This is a genomic window from Rhodanobacter thiooxydans (assembly GCF_030291135.1).
Classification (GTDB): domain Bacteria; phylum Pseudomonadota; class Gammaproteobacteria; order Xanthomonadales; family Rhodanobacteraceae; genus Rhodanobacter; species Rhodanobacter thiooxydans_A.
On record NZ_CP127409.1, the window covers coordinates 3,406,665 to 3,419,447 of the forward strand.

Genomic DNA, 12,783 nt, shown 5'->3' on the forward strand with positions numbered 1-12,783 from the left:
AGACCCATGAGTCAACACATCAGCCCCCTCGCCGGCAAGCCGGCACCCCAGTCGATCCTGGTCGACATCCCGCAACTGCTGGCCGCGTACGCGGACCTGAAACCCGACCCGTCGGTGCCGGCGCAGCGGGTGGCGTTCGGTACCTCCGGCCATCGCGGCAATTCGTTCGAGCGCAGCTTCAACGAGGCGCACATCCTGGCGATCAGCCAGGCGATCTGCGAGTACCGCCAGGGCAAGGGCATTGACGGCCCGCTGTTCATCGGCGCCGATACCCATGCGCTGTCACAGCCCGCGTTCGAGAATGCGCTGGAGGTGCTGGCCGCGAACGGCGTGCAGGCGATGATCTCCAGCGGCGGCGAGTACACGCCCACGCCGGCGGTGTCGCACGCGATCCTCGTCCACAACCGCGGCCGCAGCTCGGGCCTCGCCGACGGCATCGTGATCACGCCGTCGCACAACCCGCCGGACAACGGCGGCTTCAAGTACAACCCCACCAACGGCGGTCCGGCCGACAGCGACATCACCAAGTGGGTGGAGAACCGCGCCAACGCGCTGCTCGAAGGCGGCCTGAAGGACGTGCGCCGGATGCCGTACGCGCAGGCGCGCAAGGCGGCCAGCACGCACGAGCACGACTATCTCAATACCTACATCGCCGACCTGGCGAACATCGTCGACTTCGACGTGATCCGCGGCGCCGGCGTGCACATGGGCGTCGATCCGCTGGGTGGCGCCGGCGTGCACTACTGGGCGCCGATCGCCGAGCGCTACCAGCTCGACCTCACCGTGGTCAGCGCGGTGGTCGACCCGCAGTTCGCCTTCATGAGCGTGGACTGGGACGGCAAGATCCGCATGGACCCGTCGTCGAAGTACGCGATGCAGCGGCTGATCGGGCTGAAGGACCGCTACGACGTGGCGTTCGCCTGCGACACCGACCACGACCGCCACGGCATCGTCACCCGCAGCAGCGGGCTGATGGAGCCGAACCACTACCTGTCGGTGCTGGTCGACTACCTGTTCCGCCATCGGCCGCAGTGGGGCGCGCACGCCGCGGTGGGCAAGACCGTGGTCAGCACCGCGCTGATCGATCGCGTGGCCAAACGATTGGGACGACAGCTGTACGAGACGCCGGTCGGCTTCAAGTGGTTCGCACCCGGCCTGTTCGACGGCTCGCTCGGCTTCGGCTGCGAGGAAAGCGCCGGCGCCTCGCTGCTGCGCCACGACGGCTCAGCGTGGGCCACCGACAAGGACGGCCTGGTGCCGGCGCTGCTGTCGGCCGAGATCACCGCGCGCGAGGGCAAGGACCCGGGCGAGCTGTATGCGCAGCTGACCCGCGAACTCGGCAAGCCGTTCGCCAGCCGCGTCGACGCCGCCGCCACGCCGGCGCAGAAGGCGAAGCTGGCGAAGCTGTCGCCCGACCAGTTGAAGAGCGACCGGCTGGCTGGCGAGAAAATCGAGCAGGTGCTGGACAAGGCGCCCGGCAACGACGCCGCGATCGGCGGGATCAAGGCGGTCGCCGCCAGCGGCTGGTTCGCCGCGCGGCCGTCCGGCACCGAGGCGATCTACAAGATCTACGCCGAAAGCTTCAAGGACGAGCAACACCTGCAGAGCCTGCTCGACGAGGCACAGAAAATCGTCGACGCCGCCATCGCGTAGGACAGGCACCGCCCGCCGACCCGATGGCGGGGAGTGCCCGCCCTACGGTCGCATCGCATCCATTCCATCGGAGAATCATCATGTCCCATGACCTCGACCAGCAATGCATCAATACGCTTCGCTTCCTGTCGGTGGACATGGTGCAGCACGCCAACAGCGGCCATCCCGGCTTGCCGCTGGGCGCCGCGCCGATGGCGTACGCGTTGTGGACGCATCAGCTGAAGCACAACCCCGCCAACCCGCGCTGGCCCGACCGTGACCGCTTCGTGCTGTCCGCCGGGCACGGCTCGGCGCTGCTATACAGCCTGCTGTTCACCACCGGCTACGACCTCACGCTGGACGACTTGAAACAGTTCCGCCAGTGGAGCAGCAAGACGCCGGGGCACCCCGAATACGGCCACACGCCGGGCGTGGAGATCACCACCGGCCCGCTCGGCCAGGGCCTGGCCAACGCGGTGGGCATGGCGATCGGCGAGGCACACCTGGCCGCGCGCTACAACCGCGACGGCCACACGGTGATCGACCATCGCACCTGGGCCATCGTCAGCGACGGCGACCTGATGGAAGGCGTGGCCAGCGAGGCAGCCTCGCTGGCCGGCCACCTGAAACTCGGCAAGCTGGTCTGCCTGTACGACGACAACTACGTCACCCTCGCCGCCGGCACCGACATCACCTTCTCCGAGGATCGCGCCAAGCGCTTCGAGGCGTATGGCTGGCAGGTCATCCACGTGGCCGACGGCAACGACGTGGCGGCGATCGATGCCGCACTGGACGCCGCCCGCGCCGATACGGCACGGCCCTCGCTGATCCTGGTGCGCACGCACATCGGTTTCGGCTCGCCCGAGCAGGACAGCTTCAAGGCACACGGCTCGCCGCTGGGCGTCGAGGACGTCAGGAAGACGAAGCAGAAGCTGGGCTGGCCGGTCGAACCGGACTTCCTGCTGCCGGCGCCGGCGCTCAAGCACCTGCGCGAGGCGCTGGACCGCGGCGTGGAGGCCGAACGCGCCTGGAACAGCCGTATGGATGTCTATACCAGGGCGTTCCCCGAACTGGCCGCCGAGTTGCAAGGCCGCCTGGACGGCGAACTGCCGCCAGGCTGGGACGCGGGCATCCCGCTGTTCCCCGCCGACGCCAAGGGTCTCGCCACCCGCGTCGCCAGCGGCCAGGTGATGAACGCGATCGCGCCCAAGCTACCCCCGCTGTTCGGCGGATCGGCGGATCTGGACTCCTCCACGCATACCAACCTGAAGGGACTTGGCGACTTCAACCCGGCTGCCACGCCGGGACAGGACACGCAGGGTTCGGACAGCGCCGGCTGGAGCCACGCCGGCCGCAACCTGCACTTCGGCGTGCGCGAGCATGCGATGGGCGCGATCACCAACGGGCTGGCTGTGCATGGCGGCTTCGTGCCGTACGGCTCCACCTTCCTGATCTTCTCCGACTACATGCGGCCGGCGATCCGCCTCGCCGCGCTGATGAGCGTGCACGTGGTGCACGTGTTCACCCACGACAGCGTGGCGCTGGGCGAGGACGGTCCCACCCATCAGCCGATCGAACAGCTGGCCAGCCTGCGCGCGACCCCCAACCTCACCGTGATCCGCCCCGCCGACGCGAACGAGACCGCGGTGGCATGGAAAGTGGCGCTGGAAACGAAGAAACAGCCCGTGCTGCTGGCGCTGACCCGGCAGAACGTGCCCACACTGGACCGCAGCCACTACGCCAGCGCCGACGGGCTGCGCCGGGGCGCGTATGTACTCAGCGACGCGCCGGGCGGCAAGCCGTCACTGATCCTGCTCGCCAGCGGTTCCGAGGTGGGCCTGATCGTTGCCGCCTCGGAAAAGCTGCAGGCCGACGGCATCGCCGTGCGCTGCGTGTCGATGCCGAGCTGGGAACTGTTCGACGCGCAGCCGCAGGCCTATCGCGACAGCGTGCTGCCGCCCGACGTGCCGGCGCGGCTGGCGGTGGAACTGGGCACTTCGCAGGGCTGGCACCGTTACGTCGGCCCGCACGGCGACGTGCTCGGCATCGACCACTTCGGCGCCTCCGCCCCGGCGGAGAAGCTGCTGCAGGAGTTCGGCTTCACCGTCGACAACGTGGTGCATCGGGCGAAGGCGCTGCTGAGCAAATAGGCCGGCGGATCGCGACGATTCGCCGGCCTCGTCATTTGCAGCCGATCAGTTGCGCGACTGCAGCTTCGACAGCAGCCGCAGCAGTTCCAGGTACAGCCAGACCAGGGTGACCACCAGCGCGAACGCGCCGTACCACTCCATATACTTCGGCGCGCCTTGCTGGGCACCGGTTTCGATCAGGTCGAAGTCGAGGATCAGGTTCAGCGCGGCGATCACCACCACCACCGCGCTGAACGCGATGCCGATGCCGCTGCTGCCGTTGATGAAACCGATCGAGTGGCCGAAGAAGCCCATCGCGAAGTTGGCCAGGTACAGCAGCATGATGCCGCCGGTGGCGGCGACGATGCCCAGCTTGAACTTCTCGGTGGCGCGGATCAGTCCGCTGCGATAGGCCAGCAGCAGCGCGGCCATGGTGCCGAAAGTCAGCCCCACCGCCTGCATCACGATGCCGGGGTAGCGCATCTCGAAGATCGCCGACAGCGCGCCGATGAACAACCCTTCCGCCACTGCGTAAAGCGGCGCGGTGAACGGCGCCCAGGTCTTCTTGAACACGGTGACCAGGCCCAGCACCAGACCGCCGATGCAGCCGCCCAGCACCAGCGGCATCACCGCCGGCAGGCTGTCCGGACCGGCGAACCGGCTCCAGCTGACCATCGCGCCGACCAGTACCAGGAGCAGCAGCAGGCCGGTCTTGTTGACCGTGCCGTTGATCGTCATCACCTCGTCGTCGCGCGTGACGACGGCGCCACTGGCCGCGTCGAGGAAGGTGTTCTTGTTGAGCGCCGGATTGCCGCTTTGCATGACCGTCTCCCGTGGTTTGCCGCCATCGTAGCGGCTTTGCCGCCGCCCTGCGCCAATCTGCCGTTGCGCCGCCGTGCGCAAACTACGCGACAATGGCGGCCTGTCGAACGCCGCGGAGCCCCGATGAGCCTTTCCACCCTGCGTATCGCCACCCGCAAGAGCGCGCTCGCGCTGTGGCAGGCCGAGCATGTCGCCGCGCTGCTGCGCGCGGTGCACCCGGGGCTGACGGTGGAACTGGTGCCGATGAGCACGCGCGGCGACGAGATCCTCGACCAGCCGCTGGCCACCATCGGCGGCAAGGGGTTGTTTCTGAAAGAGCTTGAGGTGGCGATGCTGGAAGGCCGCGCCGACCTCGCGGTGCATTCGCTGAAGGACGTGCCGGCGCAGCTGGAGCCGGGTTTCGCGCTGCCGGCGATCCTGCCGCGTGCCGATGCCGCCGACGCGTTCGTCAGCAACGATTACGCCGACCTCGCCGCGCTGCCCCATGGCGCGCGCGTGGGCACCTCATCGCTGCGGCGGCAGGCGCAGTTGCGCGCGCTGCGGCCGGATCTGGTGCTGCTGGACCTGCGCGGCAATGTCGGCACCCGGCTGGGCAAGCTCGACGCCGGCGACTACGACGCGATCGTGCTGGCCTGCGCCGGGCTGGAACGCCTCGACCTCGCCGCGCGCATCCGCTCGCGGCTGGCCGCGCCGGACTGGCTGCCGGCGCCGGGCCAGGCGGCGATCGCGATCGAGGCGCGCGAGGGCCAGGCCCGCGTACTGACGCTGCTGGCCGCGCTGGACGATGCCGACACCCGGCTCACCGTGAGCGCCGAGCGGGCGCTGAACCAGGCCCTGGGTGGCAGCTGCACGGTACCGATTGGCGCCTGGTGCATGCTGGGCGAACACGGCCTGCACCTGCGCGGCATGGTCGGCGACGCGGCCAGCGGCCGGCTGCTGCATGCCGAAGCCAGCGCCCCCAGCGACCAGGCGGTTGCGCTGGGCCGGCAGGTGGCGGCGGCGCTGCTGGCGCAGGGCGCCGGCAGCCTGCTCGGACTCTGAGGCGCCGCATCACGCAAACGGCCCTCCCGCTCGCGCGGAAGGGCCGTCATGGCCGCGACTCGGAAGTCCCGGTTTAGAAGCTGTAGACCAGGTTGGTGGTGGTCAGCGTGTCAGTCTTCCTGGTACCCGGCAGCACGTCGCTGTTGTGGCGTACCTGGAAGCCGACCTTCAACGCCAGCTTCTGGGTCATGCTGACCGCCACGCCCGCATCGTTCTGCAGGTAGGTGTTCTTGGAACCGGCTTCCATCAGGAAGGTATCCTCGAACGCGGTGTTCTCGGTGAGCTTGTACTTGTAGTTGGCCAGGCCGCGGGCAACCATTTCGCTCTGCGTCGTCTGGCGCTCCTTCGTCACCACGCCGCCGGTCACCACCTCGAGGTCGGCCGGGCGATAGCGCTTGTAACCGGGGCCGATTTCGAACGACAGCTCGTTGCGCTCGTCCTTCAGGGCGATGTAACCGTAGCCGAGCGAGACGATGCCCTGCCACAGGTTTGCGCCGAAGTCGTCGTGTTCATAGCGGGCGGCGCCGACGATATAGCTGCGCGGGTCGAGCTTGAGGCCGACCGAGGCACCACCGTCGTAGCGGTTCGCGGTGGTGTTGAACTGCTTGAGGGTGTTGCCGTTGCTGTCGACGATGGTCTGCTGGCTCTTGGAGCGCAGCGCGTCGACGAAGAAGTTGTTCTTCCACTGCTCGTTTTCCTGGCTCAGGCCGAGCTTGGCGTTGATGTTCTCCGAACGCGAGTTGCCGGTGGACGAGGCAAAGCCGAATTCGCCCGAACCGCTCCAGCCGCCATTGCTGGCCGGAGTGGTGTCGGCATCCTGGGCCTGGACGGCGAAGCTGGCGAGGGCAGCCAGCAGCAGGCCGGCGATCAAGGTCTTTTTCATCGGGGGGACAGTCCATTTGTTAAACAATAGTAAGCCCGCTACCTTAACGGGGCGGCTTGAATTTGCCATGAACGGCTCTGCCAAGCCATTCGCGCCGCTTCATCCGCGGGCCGGCAAGCCGCCTGCCAGCGCCGTCTCGTAGACGCGCTGCTCCAGCATCTTGCCGAGCAGGCAACTGGGTACCGCCACCGCCGCCGCCAGCAGGCCGCCGCCGTAGCGTTCGGTCAGCAGCAGTGCGGCGCACGGCAGTACATAGACCAGAATCGCCGCCACGAAGCGCACCGGCAAGACGTGCTGCGCATCCATTTCGCCCACGCCATGCGGCAGACCCAGCGACTGCCAGCGCATGCCTTCGAGCAGGCCCAGCAGCAGGGCCAGCGCCAGCAGCAACAGGACCCAGGGATACGCGCGGTGCGGCGGCTCCAGCCCACCCTGCACCATCGTGCACAGCCACAACCACAGCCCGCCACCGTACCAGGCGGTGACCAGCCGGCTCACCGGCAGCGACGACGATATCTGCTGCAGGCCGGGCGACAGGCGGCGGCGATAGCGATAGGCGGTGTAGAACAGGCTGACCAGGCTGCACAACAGCAGCGCCACGCCAGCCAGGCGCATCGCCGGGACATGGCCGTGGCCATCGCCCAGGATGATCAGCAGCAGCACCGGCAGGAAGGTCACCAGCGCCATCAGCATCGCACGCACGGGCCAGCGCTCGCGATCCGGCTGCCAGCCGTACCAGACCGACGTTGCCGGCAACCGCAGGCAGACCAGCAGCAGGCTGGCACCGACCAGTGCGGTGCCGAGGACCAGCGGCATCCGCATGTCGCAGCGGCCGATCCGCTCCATGCCCAACGCCAGCGCCATGCCCAGCCAGGTCCACAGGCCGTAGCCGCTGATCGCCAGTACCCGCAGCAGGATCTCCGCGTAGCCCGACGGGTGGGCGTCGTCGAGGCCGGCGGCGGGCAGGAGGTCCGGGGGCTGTTCGCGCAGGGGCGGCATGAGGCGTCCGGTGGGAGTCGAAGGCGGCGACTTGCGACCGCCACGGGCCGCCGCCATGCTACACAAGGCCTCTTCCCCACGATATGCCGACGACCCCATGGATCGCTACGAACGCATACTGACCCTGCACCGGCTGCTGAAGTCGGCGCACTATCCGATTCCGCTGTCGCGCCTGCTCGGCGAGCTGGAGTGCTCGCGCGCCACGCTGTACCGCGACGTGGCCTTCCTGCGCGATGCGCTGGGCGCGCCGATCGAAAGCGCCGGCACCGACCAGGCCGCGTTCCGCTACGAAGCGGGCGAGGGCGAGAAGTTCGAATTGCCCGGGCTGTGGCTGACTTCCGACGAACTGGCCGCGCTGCTGGCGCTGAACGAGTTGATCGGACGTTCCGGCCCCGGCGTGCTGGCCGGCGCGCTGGCGCCGTTCAAGTCGCGCATCGAAGGCCTGCTGTCGCACCAGGACAGCGGCAAGGCGTTGCCGATCGAGCGCATCCGGGTGATCCCGTGGGGCGAACGCACGCTCGACCAGCAGGTGTTCCGCATCGTTGCCGGCGCGGTGCTGGAACGCCGGCAGCTGCGCTTCCGCTACCGCGCGCGCACCACCAACGCCGACAGCCGCCGCACGGTGTCGCCGCAACGGCTGACCCACTACCGCGACAACTGGTACCTCGACGTGTGGGACCACGACCGCCAGGCGCTGCGCAGCTTCGCAGTCGACCGCATCGCCGACGCGCAGGCGCTGGACACGCCCGCCACCGACGTGGCCGACGCCGACCTCAACGAGCTGCTCGCCTCCAGCTACGGCATCTTCGCCGGCAAGCCGAAGGCGTGGGCGACGATCCGCTTCTCGCAACACGCCGCGCGCTGGGTCGCCGACGAGCACTGGCATTCGCAGCAGAAGGGCGAGTGGCTGCCGGACGGCCGCTACGAGCTGAAGCTGCCGTACTCCAACTCGAAGGAACTGCTGATGGACGTGCTCAAGTACGGCCCGGACGCGGAAGTCGTGGCGCCGCTGTCACTGCGCGAGGAGATGAAGATCCTGCTGCAGCTGGCGCTCGGCGGCTACCAGCAGAAGCAAGTCTGAGCGATGAGCACCACCGGCATCACCGCCGCCCCGACACCCGTGCCGCACAGGCCGACCGTGGCGCTGGCGCTCGGTGCCGGCGGCGCGAAGGGACTGGCGCACATCGGCGTGATCGAGGAGATCGAGGCGCAGGGTTTCCAGATCGTGGCGATCGCCGGTGCCTCGATGGGCGCGCTGATCGGCGGCATCCATGCCACGGGCAAGCTCGACGTGTACCGCGACTGGGTCTGCGCGCTGGCCAAGCTCGACGTGCTCAAGCTGGTCGACTGGACGTTCACCGGCGGCGGCCTGATCAAGGGCGAAAAGATCATCGAGACCATGCGCGGGCTGATCGGCGACGTGCGCATCGAGGAACTGCCGCTGACCTTCACCGCGGTCGCCACCGACCTGGAGCGCGGCCGCGAGGTTTGGCTGAGCCGCGGCGGCCTGTTCGACGCGATCCGCGCGTCGATCGCGATCCCCACGGTGTTCCGCCCGCACCTCATCGACGGTCGCCGGCTGGTCGACGGCGCGCTGCTCAATCCGGTGCCGGTGACCCCGCTGATCCGCGAAACCGCGGATTACCTGATTGCGGTCAGCGTGGATGGTCCGGCGGTGACGGTCACGCCGCCGGAACCGCCGATCCAGCCCTCGGTCGCCGAAAACGGCTATCGCCACCGCATCGGCGAGTTCATCGGCCGGATGATCCCGCGCGGTGAAATCCGCCCGCGCGAGCCGGGCACGTTTGAACTGCTGACCCAGTCGATGGATCTGATGCAGGCGAACCTGTCGCGCCTGCGCCTGGCCGCCTACGCGCCGGACCTGCTGATCCAGCTGCCGCACAACATGGCGCTCGCCTATGAGTTCTACCGCGCGCGCGAACTGATCGAGCTGGGCCGCGTGCAGGCGCGCGCGGCGCTGGCGAACTGGCCGCGCGCCGGTACGCCGCAGCGCGAAACCTGAGTCGGCCCCGGCCTCAGCGCGGGCCGTGCGTGTGCAACCAGTTTTCCAGGTACGCCTTCATCGCCACCGCGTTGTTGTGCTCTTCGTCGCGCGCGCCGTAGAGCAGGGTGACGTGGTGCCGCGCGGCCCGTTCGGCCAGCGGCTGCCAGTACTCGGCCAGCGCATCCAGCTCGCTGGCGTAGCGGTGGCGGAAACCGTCCCACAGCGCCGGGTCGTGCCCGAACCACTGGCGCAGGGCGGTCGACGGCGCCAGCTCCTTCGCCCACAGGTCCAGCGGCACCGCCTCCTTCTTCAATCCGCGCGGCCACAACCGGTCGATCAGCACGCGATAACCGTCAGCTTTCGCGGCCGGTTCGTAAACACGCTTGACGGTGATGCTCATGGGCGGTCTCCCGGAAGGAAGACTTCCAGCATACGACGACCGGATCAAGCCGACATGACCTGGATCAGAGTTCCTCGACCGCCGTCACCTTGCCGCGGCGCATCAGCCACGCCACGCCGCGCAGGTCGGCCAGGCCGACCCACAGCCGGTCCAGCATGCCGTACTTGGACACCCCGGCGGTGCGCGGACGGTGGCCGACCGGCACGCTCTGGCTGGCGAAGCCGGCACGCTTGACCAGCGCCGGCAGGTAGCGGTGCATGTGGTCGAAGTAGGGCAGGCGCAGGAATACCTCGCGCTCGAACAGCTTCAGGCCGCAGCCGGTGTCCGGGGTAGCGTCCTTCAGCATGCGCGAGCGCACCGCGTTGGCGACCTTCGAGGAGATGCGCTTGTTGAAGCTGTCGCGGCGGGTGGTGCGCCAGCCGGCGAACAGCCGCGTTTCGGCCGATGCCGCGGCGCGCGCGGCGAGCAGCTTCGGGATGTCGGCCGGATCGTTCTGGCCGTCGCCGTCCAGCGTGGCGATCCACGGCGAGGTCGCCGCGCGCACGCCGTTCCACACCGCCGTGCTCTGCCCGCTGCGGCTGACGTGGTGCAGCACGCGCAATTCCGGGTGGCTCGCCTTCTGCGCCGCCAGCACCGCGCGGCTGTCGTCGCTGGAGTCGTCGTCGACGTAGATCACTTCGTAATCGACCTTGCCACGCAGCGCGGCGGCGATCTCGGCCAGCAGCGGCGGGATGTTGTCGCGTTCGTTGAAGACGGGGACGACGACGGCAAGTTGCGGCATGGGACAGGCCTTTCAGCGGGAACGGGCGCCGCGGACGGCGGCGAATGCGCAGTTTAATGCCTGCCGGCACGGGCCGTCGAAACCGGGCACGAAACCTGTTGTAAGGAAATCCACGTCCACTGGGTCATCTACCGCAGCCGGAATCGTCCGGCATCCACGGGAGAGACCCATGCAAGCCCAGACCATCCTCAGCTCCGCCCTGCTCAGCCTGCTCGCCGCCGGCGCGCTGGGCGCCGCCGGCAGCGCCCACGCCGCCGACAAGATGGCCGCCAGCGCCATGCAGAAGTGCTACGGCGTCAACGCCGCGATGAAGAACGACTGCCAGTCCCCGGGTCATTCCTGCGCCGGCCAGGACAGCAAGGCGCGCGATCCGCAGGCCTTCGTGGCGGTGCCCGCCGGCCTGTGCGTCAAGCTCGACGGCGGTTCGCTGCAGGCCCAGGCCGCCATGTCGCACGACGCCATGATGAAGAAGAGCTGATAGCCGTGCCCTCGTCACGCCCCGTGCGTGCGCAGCCGATCCCGACTCAGGTCGGGATCGGGCTGCGGCCGGCGCACGTCGCCCACGTGCTGCAACGCCGGCCCGCCGTGCCGTTCTTCGAGCTGCACAGCGAGAATCTGTTCTGTGCCGGCGGCGCGCTGTGGGACGCGTTCGACGCGTTGCGCCGCGACTACCCGGTGAGCCTGCACGGCGTGGGCCTGTCGCTGGGTTCGTCAGATCCGCTCGATCCCGCCCACCTCGCCGCGCTGCGCGCGCTGGTGCAACGCGCCGAGCCCGCGCTGGTATCCGAGCACGTGTGCTGGGGCGCGATCGGCGGGCGCCACTACAACGACCTGCTGCCGCTGCCGTACACCGAGGAAGCGCTGGAGCTGATGGTGGCGCGCGTGGGCCAGTTGCAGGACACGCTGGGCCGCCGCGTGCTGGTGGAGAACGTCTCCAGCTACATCCATTTCAGCCACTCGACGCTGAGCGAGTGGGAGTTCCTCGCCGCGCTCGCCGCGCGCAGCGGCTGCGGCCTGCTGCTGGACGTCAACAACGTCTACGTCAACAGCGTCAACCACGGCTTCGACGCGCACGCCTTCATCGACGGCATCCCCGCCGACGCGGTGGGCGAACTGCACCTGGCCGGCTTCACCCGCAAGCAGGGACTGGGCGGCGAGCTGCTGATCGACTCGCACGACCAGCGCGTCGATGCCGCCGTGTGGGCACTGTACGGCTACACGCTGGCACGCATCGGAGCCAGGCCAACCCTGATCGAATGGGACCAGCACCTGCCCGATTTTGCCGTGCTGGAAGACGAGGCGCGGCTCGCCACGGAGCATCTCGATGTCGTCGCCGCCCTCGCTGCGTGAGCTGCAGCACGCCTTCGCCGGCGCGATCGTGGATGGCGCGGCGCCCGTGCTGGAACCGTGGATCGCCGCGCGCGGCATCGCGCCGGCCGCCCGCCTGCGCATCTACCGCCACGCCAACCTCGCGATCCATGTCGATGCGCTGGCCACCAGCTTTCCCGCGCTGCAACGCCTGCTGGGCGCGGACTGCTTCGACGGTCTCGCCACCCGCCACGCCGCCTTCCGCGGCAACCGCAGCGGCAACCTGCAGGACTACGGCGCCGACTTCGCCGCGTTCGTGGAAGCGCAGCCGGAAACCGCGCCGTGGCCCTGGCTGGGCGAAGTGGCGCGGCTGGAATGGCTGCGCCAGGAAGTCGCGCTGGCCGCCGATGCCGTGCCCGCCGATGCCGCGGCCCTGGTCGCCGCGCTGGCCGACGCGGACCACCCGCCCCACCTGCGACCCTGCGTGCTCGTGCTGTCCTCCGCCTGGGCGGTGCTCGATCTGTGGCGCCATGCGCAGGCGCCGGAACACGACGCCATCGACCCCGCCGCGCCGCAATCCGTGCTGCTGTGGCGCGAAGGCAGCCAGGTCGCGATGCGCGTCATCGCACCCGCGCAGGCCGCGTTCATGCACGCGCTGCGGCGCGGATCATCGCTCGACCAGGCGCTTGCGGCCGCGCAGCGCATCGATGTGCAGATGCCGCCCGAAGCCCTGCTGCGCCCGCTGCTCGAACATGCGCTGCTCGCCGCCTGATCCGTCACACC

The 12,783-nt window shown here is 69.1% G+C and carries 13 protein-coding genes; 8 read left to right on the forward strand and 5 right to left on the reverse strand.

Translation table 11 applies throughout. From position 1 onward, the window contains the following. Window positions 1-6: 6 nt before the first annotated feature. Window positions 7-1,653 carry a phosphoglucomutase (alpha-D-glucose-1,6-bisphosphate-dependent) gene (gene pgm, locus QQA13_RS15640; protein ID WP_108470263.1) on the forward strand — a complete coding sequence of 549 codons (1,647 nt, stop codon included), beginning with the start codon at window positions 7-9 and terminating at the stop codon, window positions 1,651-1,653. A gap of 80 nt (window positions 1,654-1,733) precedes the next feature. Continuing rightward, entirely contained in the window at window positions 1,734-3,782 is a 2,049-nt protein-coding gene (gene tkt, locus QQA13_RS15645) for a transketolase (RefSeq protein ID WP_108470262.1), read from the forward strand. Window positions 3,783-3,827: 45 nt separating this feature from the next. On the opposite strand, the gene QQA13_RS15650 is transcribed toward tkt, so the two are convergent. Then, window positions 3,828-4,583: a Bax inhibitor-1/YccA family protein gene (locus QQA13_RS15650; RefSeq protein ID WP_108470261.1), complete on the reverse strand. Its 756-nt coding sequence runs from the start codon at window positions 4,581-4,583 to the stop codon at window positions 3,828-3,830. A gap of 123 nt (window positions 4,584-4,706) precedes the next feature. Between QQA13_RS15650 and hemC the strand changes: the two genes are divergently transcribed. Next, window positions 4,707-5,624, forward strand: coding sequence for a hydroxymethylbilane synthase (hemC, locus tag QQA13_RS15655; RefSeq protein ID WP_108470260.1), 918 nt, complete (start codon window positions 4,707-4,709; stop codon window positions 5,622-5,624). A gap of 73 nt (window positions 5,625-5,697) precedes the next feature. On the opposite strand, the gene QQA13_RS15660 is transcribed toward hemC, so the two are convergent. Both QQA13_RS15660 and QQA13_RS15665 read right to left on the reverse strand, forming a co-directional pair. Further along, window positions 5,698-6,507, reverse strand: coding sequence for a DUF481 domain-containing protein (locus QQA13_RS15660; RefSeq protein WP_108470259.1), 810 nt, complete (start codon window positions 6,505-6,507; stop codon window positions 5,698-5,700). Window positions 6,508-6,606: 99 nt separating this feature from the next. Beyond that, window positions 6,607-7,506 (reverse strand): hypothetical protein, encoded by a 900-nt coding sequence (locus QQA13_RS15665; RefSeq protein ID WP_234411239.1) that lies wholly within the window; start codon window positions 7,504-7,506, stop codon window positions 6,607-6,609. 97 nt (window positions 7,507-7,603) lie between these two features. On the opposite strand from QQA13_RS15665, the gene QQA13_RS15670 reads away from it, so the two are divergent. Next, window positions 7,604-8,587 carry a helix-turn-helix transcriptional regulator gene (locus tag QQA13_RS15670; protein ID WP_108470258.1) on the forward strand — a complete coding sequence of 328 codons (984 nt, stop codon included), beginning with the start codon at window positions 7,604-7,606 and terminating at the stop codon, window positions 8,585-8,587. A 3-nt stretch (window positions 8,588-8,590) separates the two neighbouring features. Continuing rightward, the gene (locus tag QQA13_RS15675; RefSeq protein WP_108470257.1) at window positions 8,591-9,529 is read left to right on the forward strand and encodes a patatin-like phospholipase family protein; all 939 of its coding nucleotides are present in this window, start codon (window positions 8,591-8,593) and stop codon (window positions 9,527-9,529) included. A 13-nt stretch (window positions 9,530-9,542) separates the two neighbouring features. On the opposite strand, the gene QQA13_RS15680 is transcribed toward QQA13_RS15675, so the two are convergent. Continuing rightward, on the reverse strand, window positions 9,543-9,911 hold the full coding sequence (locus QQA13_RS15680; protein ID WP_108470256.1) for a DUF488 domain-containing protein: 369 nt from the start codon (window positions 9,909-9,911) through the stop codon (window positions 9,543-9,545). Window positions 9,912-9,975: 64 nt separating this feature from the next. Further along, window positions 9,976-10,692 (reverse strand): glycosyltransferase family 2 protein, encoded by a 717-nt coding sequence (locus QQA13_RS15685; protein ID WP_108470255.1) that lies wholly within the window; start codon window positions 10,690-10,692, stop codon window positions 9,976-9,978. A gap of 169 nt (window positions 10,693-10,861) precedes the next feature. Between QQA13_RS15685 and bufA1 the strand changes: the two genes are divergently transcribed. The 3 genes from bufA1 to QQA13_RS15700 are packed head-to-tail and all read left to right on the forward strand — an operon-like array spanning window position 10,862 to window position 12,772. Further along, window positions 10,862-11,170, forward strand: a complete 309-nt coding sequence (bufA1, locus tag QQA13_RS15690; protein WP_108470254.1) for a BufA1 family periplasmic bufferin-type metallophore — start codon at window positions 10,862-10,864, stop codon at window positions 11,168-11,170. Window positions 11,171-11,175: 5 nt separating this feature from the next. Beyond that, the gene (gene bufB, locus QQA13_RS15695) at window positions 11,176-12,042 is read left to right on the forward strand and encodes an MNIO family bufferin maturase (RefSeq protein WP_234411238.1); all 867 of its coding nucleotides are present in this window, start codon (window positions 11,176-11,178) and stop codon (window positions 12,040-12,042) included. Continuing rightward, window positions 12,017-12,772, forward strand: a complete 756-nt coding sequence (locus QQA13_RS15700) for a DNA-binding domain-containing protein (RefSeq protein WP_108470252.1) — start codon at window positions 12,017-12,019, stop codon at window positions 12,770-12,772. Before bufB ends, QQA13_RS15700 begins: the two co-directional genes overlap by 26 nt. Window positions 12,773-12,783 lie beyond the last annotated feature (11 nt).

Excerpts from the sequence above, each read along its gene's own strand:
- QQA13_RS15680 (WP_108470256.1), bottom strand. The coding sequence starts at position 9,911 with ATGAGCATCACCGTCAAGCGTGTTTACGAACCGGCCGCGAAAGCTGAC.
- tkt (WP_108470262.1), top strand. The coding sequence starts at position 1,734 with ATGTCCCATGACCTCGACCAGCAATGCATCAATACGCTTCGCTTCCTG.
- bufA1 (WP_108470254.1), top strand. The coding sequence starts at position 10,862 with ATGCAAGCCCAGACCATCCTCAGCTCCGCCCTGCTCAGCCTGCTCGCC.
- QQA13_RS15675 (WP_108470257.1), top strand. The coding sequence starts at position 8,591 with ATGAGCACCACCGGCATCACCGCCGCCCCGACACCCGTGCCGCACAGG.
- QQA13_RS15700 (WP_108470252.1), top strand. The coding sequence starts at position 12,017 with ATGTCGTCGCCGCCCTCGCTGCGTGAGCTGCAGCACGCCTTCGCCGGC.
- QQA13_RS15685 (WP_108470255.1), bottom strand. The coding sequence starts at position 10,692 with ATGCCGCAACTTGCCGTCGTCGTCCCCGTCTTCAACGAACGCGACAAC.
- QQA13_RS15650 (WP_108470261.1), bottom strand. The coding sequence starts at position 4,583 with ATGCAAAGCGGCAATCCGGCGCTCAACAAGAACACCTTCCTCGACGCG.
- QQA13_RS15665 (WP_234411239.1), bottom strand. The coding sequence starts at position 7,506 with ATGCCGCCCCTGCGCGAACAGCCCCCGGACCTCCTGCCCGCCGCCGGC.
- QQA13_RS15670 (WP_108470258.1), top strand. The coding sequence starts at position 7,604 with ATGGATCGCTACGAACGCATACTGACCCTGCACCGGCTGCTGAAGTCG.
- hemC (WP_108470260.1), top strand. The coding sequence starts at position 4,707 with ATGAGCCTTTCCACCCTGCGTATCGCCACCCGCAAGAGCGCGCTCGCG.
- pgm (WP_108470263.1), top strand. The coding sequence starts at position 7 with ATGAGTCAACACATCAGCCCCCTCGCCGGCAAGCCGGCACCCCAGTCG.
- QQA13_RS15660 (WP_108470259.1), bottom strand. The coding sequence starts at position 6,507 with ATGAAAAAGACCTTGATCGCCGGCCTGCTGCTGGCTGCCCTCGCCAGC.